The sequence below is a fragment of the Thermonema sp. genome (assembly GCF_026003375.1).
GTDB lineage: Bacteria > Bacteroidota > Bacteroidia > Cytophagales > Thermonemataceae > Thermonema > Thermonema rossianum.
Map to the genome: position 1 here is coordinate 955,719 of NZ_BPHD01000001.1, position 16,262 is coordinate 971,980.

General features: G+C 50.5%; 19 protein-coding genes. 6 read left to right on the forward strand and 13 right to left on the reverse strand.

The window, feature by feature from the left end:
* Positions 1-4: 4 nt before the first annotated feature.
* The 12 genes from QVE43_RS04035 to QVE43_RS04090 form a co-directional block, all read right to left on the reverse strand.
* Positions 5-805, reverse strand: a complete 801-nt coding sequence (locus QVE43_RS04035; RefSeq protein ID WP_288004468.1) for an amidohydrolase — start codon at positions 803-805, stop codon at positions 5-7.
* A gap of 141 nt (positions 806-946) precedes the next feature.
* On the reverse strand, positions 947-2,095 hold the full coding sequence (locus QVE43_RS04040; protein WP_288004470.1) for a 5-(carboxyamino)imidazole ribonucleotide synthase: 1,149 nt from the start codon (positions 2,093-2,095) through the stop codon (positions 947-949).
* 79 nt (positions 2,096-2,174) lie between these two features.
* Positions 2,175-2,675 (reverse strand): hypothetical protein, encoded by a 501-nt coding sequence (locus tag QVE43_RS04045; RefSeq protein WP_288004472.1) that lies wholly within the window; start codon positions 2,673-2,675, stop codon positions 2,175-2,177.
* The gene (gene yajC / locus QVE43_RS04050; protein WP_038032866.1) at positions 2,676-3,011 is read right to left on the reverse strand and encodes a preprotein translocase subunit YajC; all 336 of its coding nucleotides are present in this window, start codon (positions 3,009-3,011) and stop codon (positions 2,676-2,678) included.
* 23 nt (positions 3,012-3,034) lie between these two features.
* A complete protein-coding gene (locus QVE43_RS04055; RefSeq protein WP_288004474.1) occupies positions 3,035-3,529 on the reverse strand; it encodes a DUF1573 domain-containing protein in 495 nt (164 codons plus the stop codon).
* A gap of 21 nt (positions 3,530-3,550) precedes the next feature.
* Positions 3,551-4,564, reverse strand: a complete 1,014-nt coding sequence (locus QVE43_RS04060) for an isocitrate/isopropylmalate dehydrogenase family protein (protein WP_288004475.1) — start codon at positions 4,562-4,564, stop codon at positions 3,551-3,553.
* 50 nt (positions 4,565-4,614) lie between these two features.
* Positions 4,615-4,929, reverse strand: a complete 315-nt coding sequence (locus QVE43_RS04065; RefSeq protein WP_051633397.1) for a YtxH domain-containing protein — start codon at positions 4,927-4,929, stop codon at positions 4,615-4,617.
* Positions 4,930-4,947: 18 nt separating this feature from the next.
* Complete coding sequence (gene nusB, locus QVE43_RS04070) at positions 4,948-6,165, reverse strand: transcription antitermination factor NusB (RefSeq protein ID WP_288004477.1); 1,218 nt, start codon at positions 6,163-6,165, stop codon at positions 4,948-4,950.
* A 114-nt stretch (positions 6,166-6,279) separates the two neighbouring features.
* The gene (locus QVE43_RS04075) at positions 6,280-7,503 is read right to left on the reverse strand and encodes a class I SAM-dependent methyltransferase (RefSeq protein WP_288004479.1); all 1,224 of its coding nucleotides are present in this window, start codon (positions 7,501-7,503) and stop codon (positions 6,280-6,282) included.
* Entirely contained in the window at positions 7,500-8,765 is a 1,266-nt protein-coding gene (locus tag QVE43_RS04080; RefSeq protein ID WP_288004481.1) for a pitrilysin family protein, read from the reverse strand. Before QVE43_RS04080 ends, QVE43_RS04075 begins: the two co-directional genes overlap by 4 nt.
* A 150-nt stretch (positions 8,766-8,915) precedes the next feature.
* Positions 8,916-9,377 (reverse strand): CAP domain-containing protein, encoded by a 462-nt coding sequence (locus QVE43_RS04085; protein WP_288004483.1) that lies wholly within the window; start codon positions 9,375-9,377, stop codon positions 8,916-8,918.
* Positions 9,378-9,476: 99 nt separating this feature from the next.
* Entirely contained in the window at positions 9,477-9,965 is a 489-nt protein-coding gene (locus QVE43_RS04090) for a CAP domain-containing protein (protein WP_288004485.1), read from the reverse strand.
* A gap of 198 nt (positions 9,966-10,163) precedes the next feature.
* Between QVE43_RS04090 and QVE43_RS04095 the strand changes: the two genes are divergently transcribed.
* The 6 genes from QVE43_RS04095 to QVE43_RS04120 all read left to right on the forward strand — a co-directional run bounded on the left by QVE43_RS04095 (position 10,164) and on the right by QVE43_RS04120 (position 15,123).
* Positions 10,164-11,840: a hypothetical protein gene (locus tag QVE43_RS04095; RefSeq protein WP_288004487.1), complete on the forward strand. Its 1,677-nt coding sequence runs from the start codon at positions 10,164-10,166 to the stop codon at positions 11,838-11,840.
* Complete coding sequence (locus QVE43_RS04100; protein WP_288004489.1) at positions 11,830-13,206, forward strand: hypothetical protein; 1,377 nt, start codon at positions 11,830-11,832, stop codon at positions 13,204-13,206. Before QVE43_RS04095 ends, QVE43_RS04100 begins: the two co-directional genes overlap by 11 nt.
* 67 nt (positions 13,207-13,273) lie before the next feature.
* Positions 13,274-14,008, forward strand: a complete 735-nt coding sequence (locus QVE43_RS04105; protein ID WP_038033021.1) for an RluA family pseudouridine synthase — start codon at positions 13,274-13,276, stop codon at positions 14,006-14,008.
* Complete coding sequence (locus QVE43_RS04110) at positions 13,998-14,360, forward strand: DUF6787 family protein (protein WP_288004490.1); 363 nt, start codon at positions 13,998-14,000, stop codon at positions 14,358-14,360. Before QVE43_RS04105 ends, QVE43_RS04110 begins: the two co-directional genes overlap by 11 nt.
* A gap of 2 nt (positions 14,361-14,362) precedes the next feature.
* Positions 14,363-14,596: a glycosyltransferase gene (locus tag QVE43_RS04115; protein WP_288004491.1), complete on the forward strand. Its 234-nt coding sequence runs from the start codon at positions 14,363-14,365 to the stop codon at positions 14,594-14,596.
* 20 nt (positions 14,597-14,616) lie between these two features.
* Entirely contained in the window at positions 14,617-15,123 is a 507-nt protein-coding gene (locus QVE43_RS04120) for a hypothetical protein (RefSeq protein ID WP_288004493.1), read from the forward strand.
* A gap of 10 nt (positions 15,124-15,133) precedes the next feature.
* Here the strand turns inward: QVE43_RS04120 and QVE43_RS04125 are convergent, their stop codons facing one another.
* A complete protein-coding gene (locus QVE43_RS04125; RefSeq protein WP_288004495.1) occupies positions 15,134-15,829 on the reverse strand; it encodes a TM1812 family CRISPR-associated protein in 696 nt (231 codons plus the stop codon).
* Between the last annotated feature and the right edge of the window lie 433 nt (positions 15,830-16,262).

A 16,262-nucleotide genomic window follows, 5' to 3' on the forward strand; every position in this document is an offset into this window, starting at 1 on the left:
CGCTTTAGGTTTTATTTTGCGCCACACCATCGACAATCAAAAAATCGTCGGCATCCAGATGCACGGGGAATTTTTCGCGAAATCTTTGCAATGCTTGCTTGTCGAGCTTCACACAGAGTGTTTCTTCTGTGTTGCCCGCTTGTGCCAAAGGCTGCCCCTTAAAGTCGAAGACTGCCGAATGCCCCGGATAAACCATGCCTTCAGTGTCTGTTCCCGTGCGATTGACCCCCGCCACATAAGCCACGTTTTCTATGGCACGGGCTGCCAGCAGTGCATCCCAGGCAGTAATGCGCGGTGCAGGCCAATTGGCAACATAAATAGCCAGGTCATACACTAAAGCGCGGTTGTAAGACCACACGGGAAAGCGCAGGTCATAACAAATAAAGGGGGCAATATGCCAGCCTTTGTATTGAAAAACAGGCAGATGACTGCCCGGTGTATATACCTTGTGCTCACCTGCCATGCGAAACAGATGGCGTTTGTCATAATATTGCACATCGCCTTCGGGCGTTACCCACAGCAAGCGGTTGTAGTAGTGCCCGTTTTCTTTGACGATAATGCTGCCGGCAATGACCGCACCGCTATGGGCTGCCATCAGGCGCATCCAGCGGCAAGTATGAAAATTCATGGGTTCGGCATAAGCAGCCGCTTCCATGGTGAAACCGGTAGTAAACATTTCGGGCAACAGCACGATATCTACTTCTTCGAGCTGACGCAGATGCTCTTCTATGTGTGCCCGGTTGGCGTCGGGCGAGTGCCGGTGCAAGTCAAGCTGTAGCAAGGCAAGGTGCAGTGTGTCAGACATGGTATTGTGGTTTCGTAAAGAAGAAAGGTAATCAATTCCGGCAAAAGAAGAAAGCCTCAAAGCAAATAAACGCCCTCTGCATGCAAGGGCGTTTGTGTTGTCATCTTCAAGGGCGGCAAGCATGCGCCATTGCCGAAGCGGTCATTCTTGCGGATTACCGGATACAGCCGCGCGGCTTTCTACCTTCAACACCTCTTTGATATATCGGATATTGGCTTGCAGGCTGTCCGGGTCATCATCAATCAAGGTCACATGCCCCATCTTGCGCCCGGGTTTGGTTTCTGCCTTTCCATAGAGGTGCACATATACGCCCTTACGGGCAAGTGCGCGTTTCAGTCCACGGTAATACACCGCGCCGTAGTGGCCGGCTTCGCCCAATAGGTTCACCATGGCTGCGGCACAGCGGCTGTCGGTGCAGCCCAAAGGCATGTTGGTGATGGCACGCAAATGTTGTTCGTATTGGGAAGTATAGTTGGCTTCGATGGTGTGGTGCCCGCTGTTGTGTGGGCGCGGGGCTACTTCGTTGACCCACAAACTGCCATCACGATTTAAAAACATTTCTACTGCCAATATACCGACCATGTCCAGCGCCTCTATTAAACGGCAAGCAATGCTTTGTGCCTCTGCTGCCTGCTCTTCGGTGAGCTGTGCCGGTGACAGCAGGTAGTCCACCAAGTTTAGTTGTGGGTCGAATACCATTTCCACCGGGGGGAAAGCACGCACTTCGCCTGCTTCATTACGCGCCACAATCACCGATATTTCTTTGTGTATATCGGCCGCTTTTTCAAGTAAAGAAGGCGCCTGAAAAGCCTGTGCAAAGTCAGCAGGGCTGTGCAAAGGCAAGACCCCACGCCCGTCGTAACCACCCTTGCCCACTTTCATAAATGCCGGCAGGAAGTTAGCATGCTTGTGCAAGTCCGAGGGGTGGTCAATCAAGACGAAGGGGGCAGTCGGTATTTGATGCTGCACAAAAAACTGCTTCTGAAGCCGCTTATCCTGAATAGTTTCAATCACGTGGGGTTGAGGGTACACCTTCACGCCTTCGGCCTGCAAGCGCTTGAGTGCCGCTACATTGACGTTTTCTATTTCAATGGTAAGCACTTCCACTTGCTTGCCAAAAGCATAGACCGTGGCTTCGTCTTGCAAACTGCCCGTTTTAAAATGTGGTGTAGCCGCTGCGCAAGGGGCTTGCGGGTCGGGGTCAAGCACGTGCAGCTCTACCGGATAGTTGAAAGCTGCCTGCAACAGCATGCGCCCGAGCTGTCCACCGCCTAAGATGCCTATTTTCATGGTTTTATACTTGATTTGCGTTTTTACGGAAGGTAAAAAAGAAAGCGCCCTTGAGGGCGCTTCGCACATCTATAAGACACTATGCCTTCGTTTTGGCAAAATAGCGTTTGAGCCAGGTATCCACGGCGGGCACGCACCCCCACTCTGCCTTCGTGGCAGCCTCTTGCTTATAAACCGGCGTTTCGGCGGTAAGGCGCCCTTCGGTGACCGCCTCTTTCACAGCCCCTAAAGGCAGGTAATCGATGCCGCCGGCAGCACGGAAATACACGCGCCCACGCTCAAGAAAAGCCAAGTCGTAGTGTTGTGCCAGCTGACGGATAAAGCCCACCTGAGCATCTATAGAGCAGCCGGAAGGCGGCTCGGCATGGGGGTCGGCAGCTACCAGCAGAAAGTAATCTTCCACCACCGTAGCCGCTGCCCGCAATGGTTTGCCGTGTGCACGCCAGTTCTGCAAGAAGGTGTGCACCTCTTGCAAGAGGCTTTGTTGTTCTGTGCTGCTTAGGGGGCGGCCTGCCGGATACACCCACAGGCGGGCATCGGCAGGCATTTGCTCAAACGAAGTGTTCATTGTGTCTTTCATTTAGGCTTTTTGCAGTGCTTTGGTGCTCTCAACGGCAATGGCGTTTTTTTCAAACACCACCTTGGTGCCTTTGCCATCGATGTCGATGGTCACGGTATTGTCGCCCACTTCCACTATTTTACCATGGATGCCACCAATGGTAACCACCTGCATGCCCTTTTGCAGACTTGCCAAGAAGTTTTTTTGCTCTTTGGCACGCTTCTGCTGCGGGCGAATCATAAAGAAGTAGAAAATAAGGATGATGGTTCCGAAGAAAATCAGGTTAAACATCATGCCACCACCCTGTGGTTGGGCAGCTTTTTGCTGAAGGAATACGAATAAAATGGTTTGCAACATAGCGTTTGGTTTGTTTTTTTAAATTACTGTTTACGAGGGCCTTCGGCATCGATGAGCATCTTTCCGGTCCCCTCCACAAAAGTTTTGATGGTTACTTGCGAAACTTCGGGTTTGGTATTGGCAGTAATGGTTACTTGCTTGATTTGTTGCCCTGCTTTGCCCTTGCTGTTGAACTGTACTACAATTTCGCCGGTGCCCCCGGGCGGAATAGGCTCCTTGGTCCAGGTAGGCACGGTACAGCCGCAAGGCGCCGTGGCGTTTTGAATTTTCAAGGGGGCATTGCCTGTGTTTTTAAACTTAAATACATGCTCTACCACATCGCCTTCTTTAATGGTACCGAAATCATATTCGGTTTCTTCGAAGGCAATGACCGGCACACCTTCAGTTGATTCTTCGGTTGCCTGGTTTGCCGCGCTCTCGTCTTGTGGGTTTACCTGTGTTTGAGCGCTCTCGGTAGAGGCTTCATTGCAAGCCCACAGCCCTACCATCAAGCACAACAATAAGCATACTTTTTTCATGGCATTCTTTGGTTTGATATTTTACTTTTCAATCAATTCCATTTGTTTTACAACGTTCCGGGCAAACTCCATAGTATTGGCTTTGCCGCCTAAATCGGCAGTGCACAGTTCTTTTTGTGCCAAGGTGCGGTCTATGGCAGTGCCCAGCTTTTTAGCCAAAGCTTCTTCGCCAATGTGTTCAAGCATCATGACCGACGAGCGCAAAATGGCCGTAGGGTTGGCAATGCCTTTGCCTGCGATGTCGGGGGCAGTGCCGTGTACTGCTTCAAAGATGGCTATTTCATCGCCAATGTTGGCACCGGCCACTACGCCCAAACCACCAACCAAGCCGGCGCAGAGGTCGGAAAGAATATCGCCAAAAAGGTTGGAAGTAACAATCACATCGAACTGCTCGGGGCGCAGCACCAGCTGCATAGCCATGTTATCAATGATTTTGTCGTTCCATTCGATGCCCGGGTATTCTTTGCTGATGGTTTCGGCAGCTTCGAGCATCAAGGCGCCCGACTTCTTCAATATGTTGGCTTTGTGCACCACTGTCACCAGCTTGCGCCCGCGTTGTTTGGCATATTCAAAAGCGGCACGCACAATGCGCATGCATCCTTTTTTGGTAATGCGGCTTACAGAGTCGGCTATTTCAAGGCGTTCATCGTAGTAGTTCAAGCCGGCATACAGCCCTTCGGTGTTTTCGCGGAAAATCACCAAGTCCACATTGTCGAACTTGCTGCTCAAGCCCGGGGTGCTTTTGCAGGGGCGTACGTTGGCATACAAGTCGAACATTTGACGCAAGGTGACGTTGATGCTGCGAAAACCTTTGCCGACGGGGGTTGTGATAGGTCCTTTCAAAGCCACTTTGTTGCGTTGAATAGACTCCACCAAAGCAGGGGGAATCAGTTCGCCGGTTTCTTTCAAAGCTGTTTCGCCGGCAGGATACTCTTCCCATTCTACGGGGGCGTCCATTTCGCGGAAAACAAACTTAACGGCTTCAATGATTTCAGGACCGATGCCGTCGCCGGGAATTAAGGTGATGGTTTTCATAAGACAAGACAGGTTTTAAATAAGGGACAGGGACAGGTTTTGTTTTATTTTTATTGGGCTTTTTGAATTTGCTCGATGAGTGCTTCCACCTCGCCTAATAGCTTTTCGGCTTTTTCTTTGGTTTCGTTCACTACTTTCTCATTCTTAATCTTGGCTTGGCTTACGATGCCTTCGCCATGTTTGATGCGGTGAAGCAGCTGCTCCAGGCTTTCTTTTGCTTTGTGCAGCTTATAGGAAAGCATGCGGCGCACTTCCTTGCCTTCGGCGGGCGCATAAAGCAGGGCAACCGTGGCGCCGGCCACGGCGCCAAGAATCAGCCCCAATAAAAACTCATGACTCGATTTGTGCTCTTGTTCGGGATACATAGGCATATGGTGTTTTAATTATTGGTTATCGATAAGTCCGCGGCCGCTCTTGCGTATTTGCCCTTCGGCTTGCAGGGTGGTAGCAATACTATCGAGCAGCCCGTTTACGAAGTTACGACTTTTAGGCGAACTGTAATGTTTGGCCAATTCCACAAACTCGTTGATGGTTACCTTCACAGGAATCTGCGGACAATATTTCATTTCCACAATGGCCATCTGTAAAAGGGTTTTATCTACCAGCAAAAGGCGCTCTATTTCCCAGCCTTTCAGATGCTGTTTAATTGTCCGCAGGTTTTCTTCTTCCTCTTCTATGGTTTTATTGTACAGGGTCAGAATGAAGTTTTCATCGTCTTCCCAATTGAGCGACAAATCTAAGAGCCGGAAGTCTTCGGGGCGGTCAGGATTTACCGACTTCAGGGTTTTTATGACCATGCTGCGCAGAGCCGAGCGGTTTTCTACCCATTTCAAATCGCGCTCTTCAAAGAAGGTGTACATAAAAGGCTCTTCTTCTATCACCTGCCCCTCCTCTTCTTCCCACACGTGTTGTGCCCGTGGGAAAATGTGATGCCGCACGATGTGATCCAAAATATTGTAATCGTCTTCAAGAGAAGCCTGTGGCAAGTCGCGGTAAGCTATATAAGTGGGGTCTTTGCGCAGATGGTCACGGTAAAGAGTTTTGACGGTTTCTTCTTCATCCTGCCAAGAGATATAGTAGCGCTTCAGCGCTTCCTGCAGCTCTTGGTTTTCCTGTAAGAAACGGATAATTTGGTTATCGGCCAGTTTGTAATGGGCTGCCACTTTCACCTTGGTGGGGTCAAGGGGTTTGCGTTCCCGTTCGGCAGCCACCAGCTTGGCCAGTTCTATCAAAAGAGCCAATACAGAAAGGTAGCGCTCATACAAGCCCTCTATTTCTTCTATAAGCAAACGGCGAAAATGGCGTTTGTCGCGCTCTATGTTTTGTTCATAAAGCCGGATGGCCTGTTGCACTGCCACTTGCACTTCGGCAGATACGCCTTCTTCTATCATTTTGGTTTTATGTGCCTGCTCGAAAGCGCGCAGTGCTATTTGTGTGTTGCGTTTAAGCGCCTCGTAATCGGGCGGTGTCATCGAGTTCAGGTCGGGTTGAAAATAGTTGCGTATGTGCTCCTCTGCCACATAGTAATCGGAAGAGCGGCTTTGGAAATAGGCATACAGCGCCTGCATGACCTTCACTCGAAGTAAGCGTCTATTCAGCATAAAAGTCGGGTTTCACTCATTATTGTTGATGGCAATGCAAAACTACATAAAAAAAGCAAAAAGGGGCTTGTTTCAGTAAGTATATCGCTTGGTTTTCCGGCGTTATGACGGCTTCTATTTCAAGCGCTCGGTAAGCAGCAGGCTCAAGCGGTTTTTTTCCAAGCGCAGCACCCATAGGTAGCGTTCGCCCCCTTCTTTGATTTTCAGTTTCTTTTTTACCTGCTCCACACTCAAAGGCACGTGGCGCAATAAGATGTGTGCTTTGCCTTCGGGTAAAAGCTTTGCGAGTGCCTTGCGGTCGAAGGGCAGCTGTGCCAGCACGCGGAAAGCACGCCCGGGAAAATCTTCTTGGTAGTGTGGCGAAGTAAACAGGTGGATGCCGGGGTGGATTTGCTTGCATTCATAACGCTGCGACAAATACTGCCATGCCATGCACTTCATCAATGCCGGTGCCGGCTCATACAGAAAAGCTTGGGGGGCTGCAACGGCAGCTGCGTGTTTGGTTTCATGACGCACTTCATGCACCTCATGCCCTGTTGCGTGCAATGTAACTGCATGCCTCCGGGGCGTGAGCGGGGCACCGGCAGCCATATCGAGCCACACCAGCACTTCTTTACACTCTTGCGCAGTACCCACCACCCATATGTCTTGCAAATAAGGCGAAAGCCGTTGCTCCAGCAGGCTCAAATCCAGCATAGGCGATAGCTTCACCAAGAGAAAACGCGCCTTTTGCCCCAGCAGGGGCATCAGTTCAAGTATATTGGGGCTGCAGTCTTCCAATGCCCATACTTTGCGATGCGCTGCCCGGCGCGCCGGGTCCAAATAAATGAGCGTGTATTGGTGCGGCGTCTGTCGTAAAAAGGTGGCGGCATCGGCATGAACCGCCTGTATGTTATGTTGCCCGAGCTCACGAAAATTATGGGCTGCCAAAGTGCAAAGCGATGCTTGTTGCTCTACGTAGTGCCATTGCTCAAAAGCGCGCGCAAGGTAAAAAGAGTCCACCCCAAGCCCTCCGGTAAGGTCGCAGCCGTGCCCGCCTTGCAGCCCATAGTATTTTTCCAGCAAATGGTGTTTGAAAGCAGCTGTCTGTTCCGAAGAAGCCTGTTCCAAGCTAAGCAGGGCAGGCAACAGCACACGTGTTGAAGCCGCCCAGGTGGGCAGTTTATCCGCTACACGCCGGTGCCGTTCTATTTGTTGCGCCACCGCCTGCACGGGCAAGGCAGGATAATGCGCCGCCCGGCTGCTTAAAGCAAATGGGTCTTCACCGGCATGCGCTTGCCAAAAAGCTTGCGTGTCGGGATGCAGCAAGCTGTCGATGAGTGCTTGTGTTTCGCTCATGCCTGCTGTGGTATGTAACGTAAAAAACTCAAGCTTTGGGGTTGAAATATCTGTTGCGCCACGGCTTGAAGCTGCCCGGCAGTGATGGCATCTATTTCTTCAAACAACTTGGGCAAGGGGTCAATGTAACCGTAATCCAGTATGGTTTTGCCCATCATCAACATGAAATTCAGATTGTTTTCTTCTGCCATAGCCAACTGCCCCTTCAGTTGGTTTTTGGCTTGTTTGAGTTGGCGCACACCCAAAGGCTGCTCACACAAGCGTTGCATTTCTTGTAAAATCAACTTTTCGGCTTTGCTCAAGTGTTTGGCATCGATGGCAAAGAAGACACCCCACAAGCCCGTGTCGCTCAGAGGCGTATAGGAAGACTCGATGCCATACACATAGCCGTAGCGTTCGCGCAGCAACATATTCAGCCGGGAACTCATGGCCGGTCCGCCCAGCAGGTTGTTCAACAAAAAGAAAGACAGGCGGTCCGGGTGATGCATGGAATAGGCCGGGCGTCCCAAGGCGCAATGCGCTTGGCTGATGGGCAAATGCTTTTCTTCTTGACGCGGGCAATACAACTGCCCGGAAAAAGGCAAGCGCCGTTTGGGCTGATAACGCGGGGCAATCCCTTCTATCAGACGTTCCACCTTGGGCAACACTTTTTCAAAGGGCAGCCCACTCACCGAAGCTATCACGATGCGGTCGGTGCTCAGGTGCGTATCGATAAACTCCCGGAAGTCGTGGCGGCTGAAGCTGCGCACGCTCTCTTCGGTGCCCAAGATGTTGTATCCGAGCGGGTGGTCGCCAAACACCAGTGCGTCGAACTCGTCTTGTATGGCTTCTTCGGGCGAGTCTTTGTACATGGCAATCTCTTCCAAGATAACGCCCTTTTCCCGCTCAATTTGTTTTTCGGGGAATACCGAATCGAAGGTGATGTCGGTCAGTAAATCAACGGCTTGCAGGTAGTAGTCGTTCAGCACAGAAGCATAAAAACATATTTTTTCCTTGGTGGTATAGGCATTCAGCTCGCCCCCCACGGCTTCCAGGCGGTTAAGAATATGATAAGCGCGGCGCCGGCGCGTGCCTTTAAACGCCATGTGTTCCCAAAAGTGCGCCAGCCCCTGCTGATGCGGTGCTTCGTCGCGGCTGCCTATGTCCAGCACATAACCTATGTGCGACACCTGACTAAAAGGCAAGTATTTATGAATGAAGCGGATGCCGTTGGCAAAAGTATGCATCTGATACTGTGTGTCCATCCCTGCTTCCCGTGACATAACTTTCCGTAGTTGCATAGTGTTTTCTATGGCTTTTTCTCTATTAACAAAGAAAGCCATACAAAGGTCGCAAGTTTTTTCTTCCCACAAAAGCAAGGTGTTGCCTATGTGTGTTGCAAGCGGATAAAATCCCGGGCAAGCCTGCCGCACTTAATGATACGAAGCAAAAAGCTGCACAAAATAAATATAGCCGTGCAGGCGGTACACGGCTATGGCAGTATGGGTAAAATCCCCCTCCATATTTTTCCGGTGTCCGGGGCTTTCCAGCCATGCCTTGACGGCTTCTTGTGCCAAATTGGGGGTGCCGTCTTCCAGCAAAGCCACATTTTCTGCCATCGCCTTAATCGTGCGCGTGCGTGCAACCATGCGTACGCGGTGCTCAAAGCCCTCATGTCCGAAAGCTGTTTTACCTTCTGCCATATTCTTGGCATGCGCAAGGGCTTGCGCGTATAAGACCGCATCGTATTGAAGCGGCTGTTTGTTCAAATCGCTGCGGTATGCATTCACCAGGCGCAATATCTCCTGCTCTATGTTTTTTTGTGCAGGAAAGCCGTCTTGTGCCTGCATGGTCAAAGCGGGTAAGATGAGAAAAGAAAAAAGAAGCATCTTCATGGTTCGCACTTTTTGTAAGTTGAAATAAAGGTTAAGCCTGTGCTAACTGCCACAAAGAGTGCGCCAGGATGCTTCTTGGGGAATAGAAAAAACCAATATTTATGGACTTACTTTTACAAAAATATGGGTAAAATAATAGCGGCCATCGCCGGACTTGGCCACAGCCAGCCCACAATGCGTGTAGTCGCCCAACATATTTTTATTGTGTCCGCTGCTGTTGCGCCATTGTTCAAATGCAGTTTGAGCGGGGTCAGGTCCATAGTTGTAAGCTACATTTTCAGCAGCAGGACCGGCATTCAACTCGGCACGGATGCGCTCGACACGCGCACTGAATCCATCATGCCCAAAAGGCACTTTGCCTTCTGCCATGTTGGAACTGTGCTGATAGGCTTCTGCATAAATGGCCGGATGCGTCTGAAGGGGCTCTTTGCCGTTTTGTATGCGGTATTCGTTGATAAGCTGCAGGCTTTGTTGCTCTATGCCGGCATAGGGGCTTTGGGGCAATGCCGCTTCATTTGAATTCTTACAAGCAGAGAACAGCCACACGCTTGTCAGGCATAGCGCCATCCATTGCATTGTCTTTTTCACCTTCATTTAATCTATCGTTTTGAGTTTTTATTTGTCTTCCTACGAAGAACGCGCCCGGAAAGATGCCACAACACTACACGCCGCTTATAGGCTGCTTCATTTGTTTTTTTATTTTCAGGGACATAAAGATGCGAACTTTTTTTGTAAGGCTACGGTATCTTTCAATGAAACAAGTACAACATAAATCACCGGCTTATTATGAAAAAATGGCTATTCGTTTGGGTTGTCGTCGCGGGATTTGCTTTGCCGTCGCAGGCGCAATACTTCGGAAAAAACAAAGTGCGCTATACGCCCTTCTATTTCCGGGTATTGCAGTCCCCACATTTTGAGTTGTATCATTACCTGCAAGACAGCAGCAGGGCAGCAGACTTCCTGCAGTCTGCCGAGCAGTGGTATGCCATTCATCAAATGGTATTTGCCGACACTTTTCACACGCCCAATCCCGTGATTCTTTATAACCACCACGGCGACTTTCAACAAACCGGTGCCATCTCGGGCTTAATAGACGTAGGCACCGGCGGGGTGACCGAAGGGCTCAAAAACCGGGTGGTCATGCCGCTGATGTTCACGCGGCAAGAAACCGAACATGTATTGGGGCACGAATTGGTGCATGCCTTTCAATATCATATCCTAAAAAACGAAGACAGTCTGTCGCTGCAAAGCATTCAAAATTTGCCCCTTTGGATGGTAGAAGGCTTGGCAGAGTATTTGTCTCTTGGGCGCATCGATCCGCACACCGCCCTTTGGATGCGTGATACCTATATACACGATTATTTCCCAACACTGGACGACCTGGACCGCAAACCGCACATTTATTTCCCCTACCGCTATGGGCAAAGCTTCTGGGCGCTCATTGCCGGCTTATGGGGCGACGAAATCATACGTCCGTTTTTTGTATATACGGCGCGCTACGGCCTGGATGCCGCCCTGCAGGATTTGTTAAGCACCGACCGGCAGGCATTCAGCAAGTTGTGGAAAGAGTATTATCATGAATATTACGCAAGCATCGGCTTGAAAGAGATGCATGGCGCCATGGGTGACAGTGTCTTACGCGATAAGCGACCGGGTAGAATGCAGCTGTCGCCCTCGCTCAGCCCGGACGGGCGCTATATGGCTTATCTGTCGGAACGCGACTTGTTTAGCATCGATTTGTTTTTGGTCGATATGCAAAGCGGCAAGGTAATACGGCGCCTGCTTTCCACTGATAAAGAAGGGCATATCGATGCGTTGAGCTATTTGGAAACGGCCGGCAGCTGGTCGCCCGACGGCCGCCTGCTGGCTTTCGTGGTGTATGTCAAAGGCAAGCCGCAACCGGTCATCATCGACGTGCAAAGCGGTAAGATAAAAGAACAACTCTTCCTGAAAGATGTAGAAGCAGTTAACCATCCGGCCTGGTCGCCCGACGGCCGCCTGCTGGCTTTCTCGGGCTTGCGGCAAGGGCAAAGCGACTTATATGTATATGACTTTCAAACCAAGGAAGTGCGCCGCCTCACCAACGACCGTGCCGCACAAATACAGCCCGCCTGGTCACCGGATGGGCGGCAGCTCGTGTTTGCCACCGATGCGGTGGCTTTGTCGAAAGGTTATGCCCATGCCGGTTTGAACATAGGCATTTACGATATGGGCAGCGGCAGCATCCGCCTGCTTGACTTCTTTCCGGGTGCAGACAATGTCAATCCGCTATTCAGCCCCGACGGGCAAAGCATCCTGTTCCTTTCCAACCGGGACGGGTTTCGCAACTTATACTCGTTACGAAATCGTCAGCGGCAACTTAGAGCAGCTCACACAGCTGCCCACAGGCATCACAGGCGTTACCGCCCTGTCGCCGGCTATCACCATAGACCGGCAGGGGCAGGTAGTGTATGTGTATTATGAAAACAAAGGCTACCGCCTGTACCGTGCCTCACTGGATGACTTCCCCCGCAAGGCGGTCAATCCGGAAGCAGTGGACTTCACGGCTGCCACCTTAGCCCCCGTGTTTGTAAACAAAAGCCGGGTGGTGAGCCGCCTTATCGCACGACACGCGGTGCAGCTGCCGGCAGACAGCCTGCACGCCAAGCCTCTGCAACGCCGCTTTCAACTGAGCTACATAGGCAATACCGGCATAGGCATCAGCACGAGCCGCTGGGGCACGGGCGTTGCCGGTGGTGTGGTCATGTTGTTTAGCGACATATTGGGCGACCATCATGTTTTTGCATCGCTCGGCTTGAATGGTGACATTCTGGATGCAGGCGGCTCGGTGTTTTATCTCAACCAAAGCCGGCGGCTCAACTGGGGCATACAGCTGTCGCACATCCCCTACCGCTTTGGCAGCGTGGGCATCTTTGGCGATACGCTTGCCGTAAGTGTCAACGGACAAAACAGCCTGTTGCCTGTCGATGTGGTGCAGTATGATTTGGGGCGCCTGTTCGAAGAAAAAATAGGCGGTCTGTTGGCTTATCCGCTCTCACGCAGCTTGCGTTGGGAAGCAGGGCTCAGCTATGCCCGCTATCATTACAACATTCAGCGATTCAGGACCTACTACTATTTTGGGCAGCCCATTGCGCAGTCTAAAGAAAACATAGACGCGCCGCCGGGCTTCAATCTATACAGCGGCTATCTGGCTTATGTGGGCGACAATAGTTTTTATGGCTTGGCATCGCCGGCACGCGGATGGCGCTACCGCTTCGAATGGGGCTTCAATGCCGGTGAGTTTGAGTATCAGAGTGCCTTGCTGGACTACAGGCGCTACTGGTTTGTGCGTCCTTTTACCTTCGCCTTGCGCGCCTACCATCTGGGACGCTATGGGGGCGACAGCGAACGCATCACACCACTTTATCTGGGCTTTCCGGGCTTGGTGCATGGTTATGACAACATAGCCTACCAAAACTATTTGCAGGGCAGTAGCAACTATGCAGCCTCTGTTGAAAACTTGTACGGCAGTCGCTTGGCTGTAGTCAATGCCGAGTGGCGCATTCCTTTACTGGGTCCCCGCTCCTTTGCTTTGATTGGCTCGAACTTCCTGCCTGCCGAGCTGAACCTTTTCTTCGATGGCGGCATAGCATGGAACGAAGGCAACCGCTGGGTGGGCAAAGAAGAAGAAGTACAACAAGCCGGTGACCGCGTACCTGTATGGAGCACGGGGATTAGCATACGCTTTGCCCTCTTCGGGCAGATTGTGCTGGAGCCCTACTATGCCTTTGCCCTTCAACGCAGTGACATAACGGGCACCTTTGGTTTTAATTTGCTTCCTGCGTGGTAGATACCATTTGCTTTGCGTACCTTTGTAGGTCCTGAAAACGCTGAGGAAATTCATGAGCATGGAATTGATTAACAAGTACCCTTTTTCGGTGGTGTATGAAGACAACCACCTGATTATTGTAAACAAACCCGCCGGCATGCTGGTGCAAGGCGACCGCACCGGCGACACCCCGCTTTCTGAACACGTAAAGGCTTATATCAAAGAGAAATATGAGAAGCCGGGCAATGTGTTTTTAGGCACCATTCACCGCATAGACCGCCCGGTGAGCGGCTTGGTGATGTTTGCCCGCACTTCCAAAGCCTTGGAGCGCATGAACGAGATGCTGCGCAAGCACAAGATTCAAAAGAAATACTGGGCTGTAGTGCGCAACCGCCCGCCTAAAAAATACGGACGACTGGTCAACTGGTTGGTAAAAGACAGCGAAAAGAACCAGGTGACGGTTTATGACTATCCGCGCGGCGACGCCCAAAAAGCCGAAACAAGCTACCGCATCGTGGGCAAGCTGAATCACTATTATTTGTTGGAAGTAGAGCCACACACCGGGCGTCCGCATCAAATACGCGCGCAGTTGGCACATATGGGGTGCCCCATTCGCGGCGACGTAAAATATGGCTATCCCAAGCCCAACGACGATCAGTGCATCAACCTGCATGCGCGCCGGCTGTATTTTACCCATCCCGTGCGTAAAACGCCCTTGGTGTGCGTGGCAGCCGTTCCGCCTCAAGCGTTTTGGGAAGAATTTCTTACCTTGGACGATGAGAAGGTAAAACCCGAACATCTGGATTTTCGCTATGAAGGATGAAAACGAAAGGCAGGATTCGTGGCTCCGGCGCCTACAAAGGCGCTGGGGCTTGCAAAATGCCACTCAAGTATGGATTGTTTTGCTGGTGTTTGCTTGCACGGGCACCACAGCCGTATATATCAAAAAGCCCATTTTTGCCCTTTTAGGCATCGATGCTGCCACCCCTTGGTATTGGCGCACCTTCTGGTGGCTGCTTACCGTGCTGCCCGCCTACCAAGTATTGCTGTTGTTTTATGGTTGGGTGTTCGGGCAGTTTCGTTTTTTTTATAACTTCGAAAAACGACTGTTTTCCCGCCTGTTGGGACGAAAAAGAAAAGACGCTGACTCATCCGACAACAAGAAGGACTCTTAGCCATGACAGCAGCCAAGCCTCCCCTTATCAGCATCATTACCGTTTGCTACAATGCAGCCGATGCGTTGGCACACACCTTGGAAAGCGTGGCGGCGCAAAGCTACCCTCACATTCAACACATCATCGTGGATGGCGCCTCTACCGACCACACAAGCGAAGTGGTGGAGCGCTTTCCACATGCTTGTTTCTACAGTGAACCGGACGAAGGCATTTATGACGCCATGAATAAGGGCTGAGCTATGCCTATGGCGACTATGTGCTGTTTCTGAATGCCGGCGATACGCTCTATGCCCCCGACACCCTGCAGCAGGTTTTTGAAAAGCAGCCCCCCGCCGATATTTATTATGGCGATGTGATGGTGGTAGATGCGTGGTACCGTCCGTTGGGGCTGCGCAGCGAGGTCACCCCGCATAAGCTGCCCAAAAACCTGCATTGGAAGAGCCTACGCTTTGGCATGGTGGTTTCGCATCAAGCTTTCATTGTGCGCCGCAGCATAGCACCGCATTATGACCTTATGCATCCTTACAGCAGCGATATTGATTGGGTCATTCGTTGCCTGAAACGTGCCCGTAAGGTGGTGCATACAGGACAAGTCATTGCCAACTTTCAAGTGGGCGGTTTCTCTTACAAGAACCGCCTGCCTTCACTCATCGACCGCTTCAAGGTGTTTCGCAAACACTATGGTTTGCTGCCCACCATAGGCGCCCACTTGTATATTGCCCTGCGGGCTGCCTTGTTCAGACTGCGAAAAGGGAAGTATTGAGTAAGCATTATCATTTTTTGCACTCATTTACTATTTTTTTAATATAACTGAGTACCCCATCACTTAAAGTGACTTCGTAACAGTCCGCCTCCTTTTTGCTTAATTTAGTCATATTTTTCTCGAGCCCGGCATGGGCTACAAAATTGCGGGGGTCAAATTGTAAATTCTTTTGGTAGGAAGGGTTATCTGCATCTTCAATAAGCTTTTTAAGCTCACTTTTAAAAGAAGAGGTGAACACATCCCCTAAATGGCAATCATTAAAAGCGCTCTTCCACTTTGCTTCCTCTTCAATACTAATATTGGAAATTTCTCTTTTCTTGGCTTGCCATTCTACTGTAACAACTAATTTATCCGGAAAGCCCTTGAACTTTTCATAAAAGCCCTTGTACATGGCATAGCAAAAGAAGAAGGCATAAACCATCGAATAGCGTTTCTTCTTGTCTATGCTTTTTGAAAAAGTCTGTTGAATCAATAAATCATCCGGACGAATCTTTAACTCTTCTTCTATGTACTTTATCAGCTTGGGAATAAGCAACACAAACCCCTGCTTGATTGAGAAAAACAAAGCGGGAAAATACTCTAAGTAAAAGCTCTCCATTCTCCTTTTATCCTTACTCCAAAGAGTACTCACTAACGATTTAATTTGATTTGCGTCAACATTTCTAAGCGGCAGCTCCATGAAGCCACGTGCACGGAAAGGCGACACATAGAGATTCACCTCTATCTACCCCCGGCACTATGGGGTCAGAATAAAGCACCATGGCTTTTAATTGTTTTTTAAAGCCGTGCATCAGCTCGTAAATGGGAATAAATCGCATGACAGCACTTAGCATAGCCGTAACATAAAGGTTATGCCCGGCGGTAATGTCCACGTATAGTTCCTCGATGTCGCTATATTCTTTTACCAGGCAGGACAATATTTCAAGAACAATGTCATCGATGGTTCTGTCTTTGAACTCGTCGACTCGTCAGGTGACTCCCCACTTTATATTTACCGATGCAGGAAAGCATCAAAAACGATTCATTTTCAACAAATGGATGCCTACGTGCCACCTCCTGTGCATATTCTGCCTCAGAGGGGCGGTAACGTGTATAATCTATTTGGCTGCAGTACTGCAAATATTCGTCTGTGCATTCAC

Excerpts from the sequence above, each read along its gene's own strand:
- QVE43_RS04035 (WP_288004468.1), bottom strand. The coding sequence starts at position 805 with ATGTCTGACACACTGCACCTTGCCTTGCTACAGCTTGACTTGCACCGG.
- QVE43_RS04040 (WP_288004470.1), bottom strand. The coding sequence starts at position 2,095 with ATGAAAATAGGCATCTTAGGCGGTGGACAGCTCGGGCGCATGCTGTTG.
- QVE43_RS04045 (WP_288004472.1), bottom strand. The coding sequence starts at position 2,675 with ATGAAAGACACAATGAACACTTCGTTTGAGCAAATGCCTGCCGATGCC.
- yajC (WP_038032866.1), bottom strand. The coding sequence starts at position 3,011 with ATGTTGCAAACCATTTTATTCGTATTCCTTCAGCAAAAAGCTGCCCAA.
- QVE43_RS04055 (WP_288004474.1), bottom strand. The coding sequence starts at position 3,529 with ATGAAAAAAGTATGCTTATTGTTGTGCTTGATGGTAGGGCTGTGGGCT.
- QVE43_RS04060 (WP_288004475.1), bottom strand. The coding sequence starts at position 4,564 with ATGAAAACCATCACCTTAATTCCCGGCGACGGCATCGGTCCTGAAATC.
- QVE43_RS04065 (WP_051633397.1), bottom strand. The coding sequence starts at position 4,929 with ATGTATCCCGAACAAGAGCACAAATCGAGTCATGAGTTTTTATTGGGG.
- nusB (WP_288004477.1), bottom strand. The coding sequence starts at position 6,165 with ATGCTGAATAGACGCTTACTTCGAGTGAAGGTCATGCAGGCGCTGTAT.
- QVE43_RS04075 (WP_288004479.1), bottom strand. The coding sequence starts at position 7,503 with ATGAGCGAAACACAAGCACTCATCGACAGCTTGCTGCATCCCGACACG.
- QVE43_RS04080 (WP_288004481.1), bottom strand. The coding sequence starts at position 8,765 with ATGTCACGGGAAGCAGGGATGGACACACAGTATCAGATGCATACTTTT.
- QVE43_RS04085 (WP_288004483.1), bottom strand. The coding sequence starts at position 9,377 with ATGAAGATGCTTCTTTTTTCTTTTCTCATCTTACCCGCTTTGACCATG.
- QVE43_RS04095 (WP_288004487.1), top strand. The coding sequence starts at position 10,164 with ATGAAAAAATGGCTATTCGTTTGGGTTGTCGTCGCGGGATTTGCTTTG.
- QVE43_RS04110 (WP_288004490.1), top strand. The coding sequence starts at position 13,998 with ATGAAGGATGAAAACGAAAGGCAGGATTCGTGGCTCCGGCGCCTACAA.
- QVE43_RS04115 (WP_288004491.1), top strand. The coding sequence starts at position 14,363 with ATGACAGCAGCCAAGCCTCCCCTTATCAGCATCATTACCGTTTGCTAC.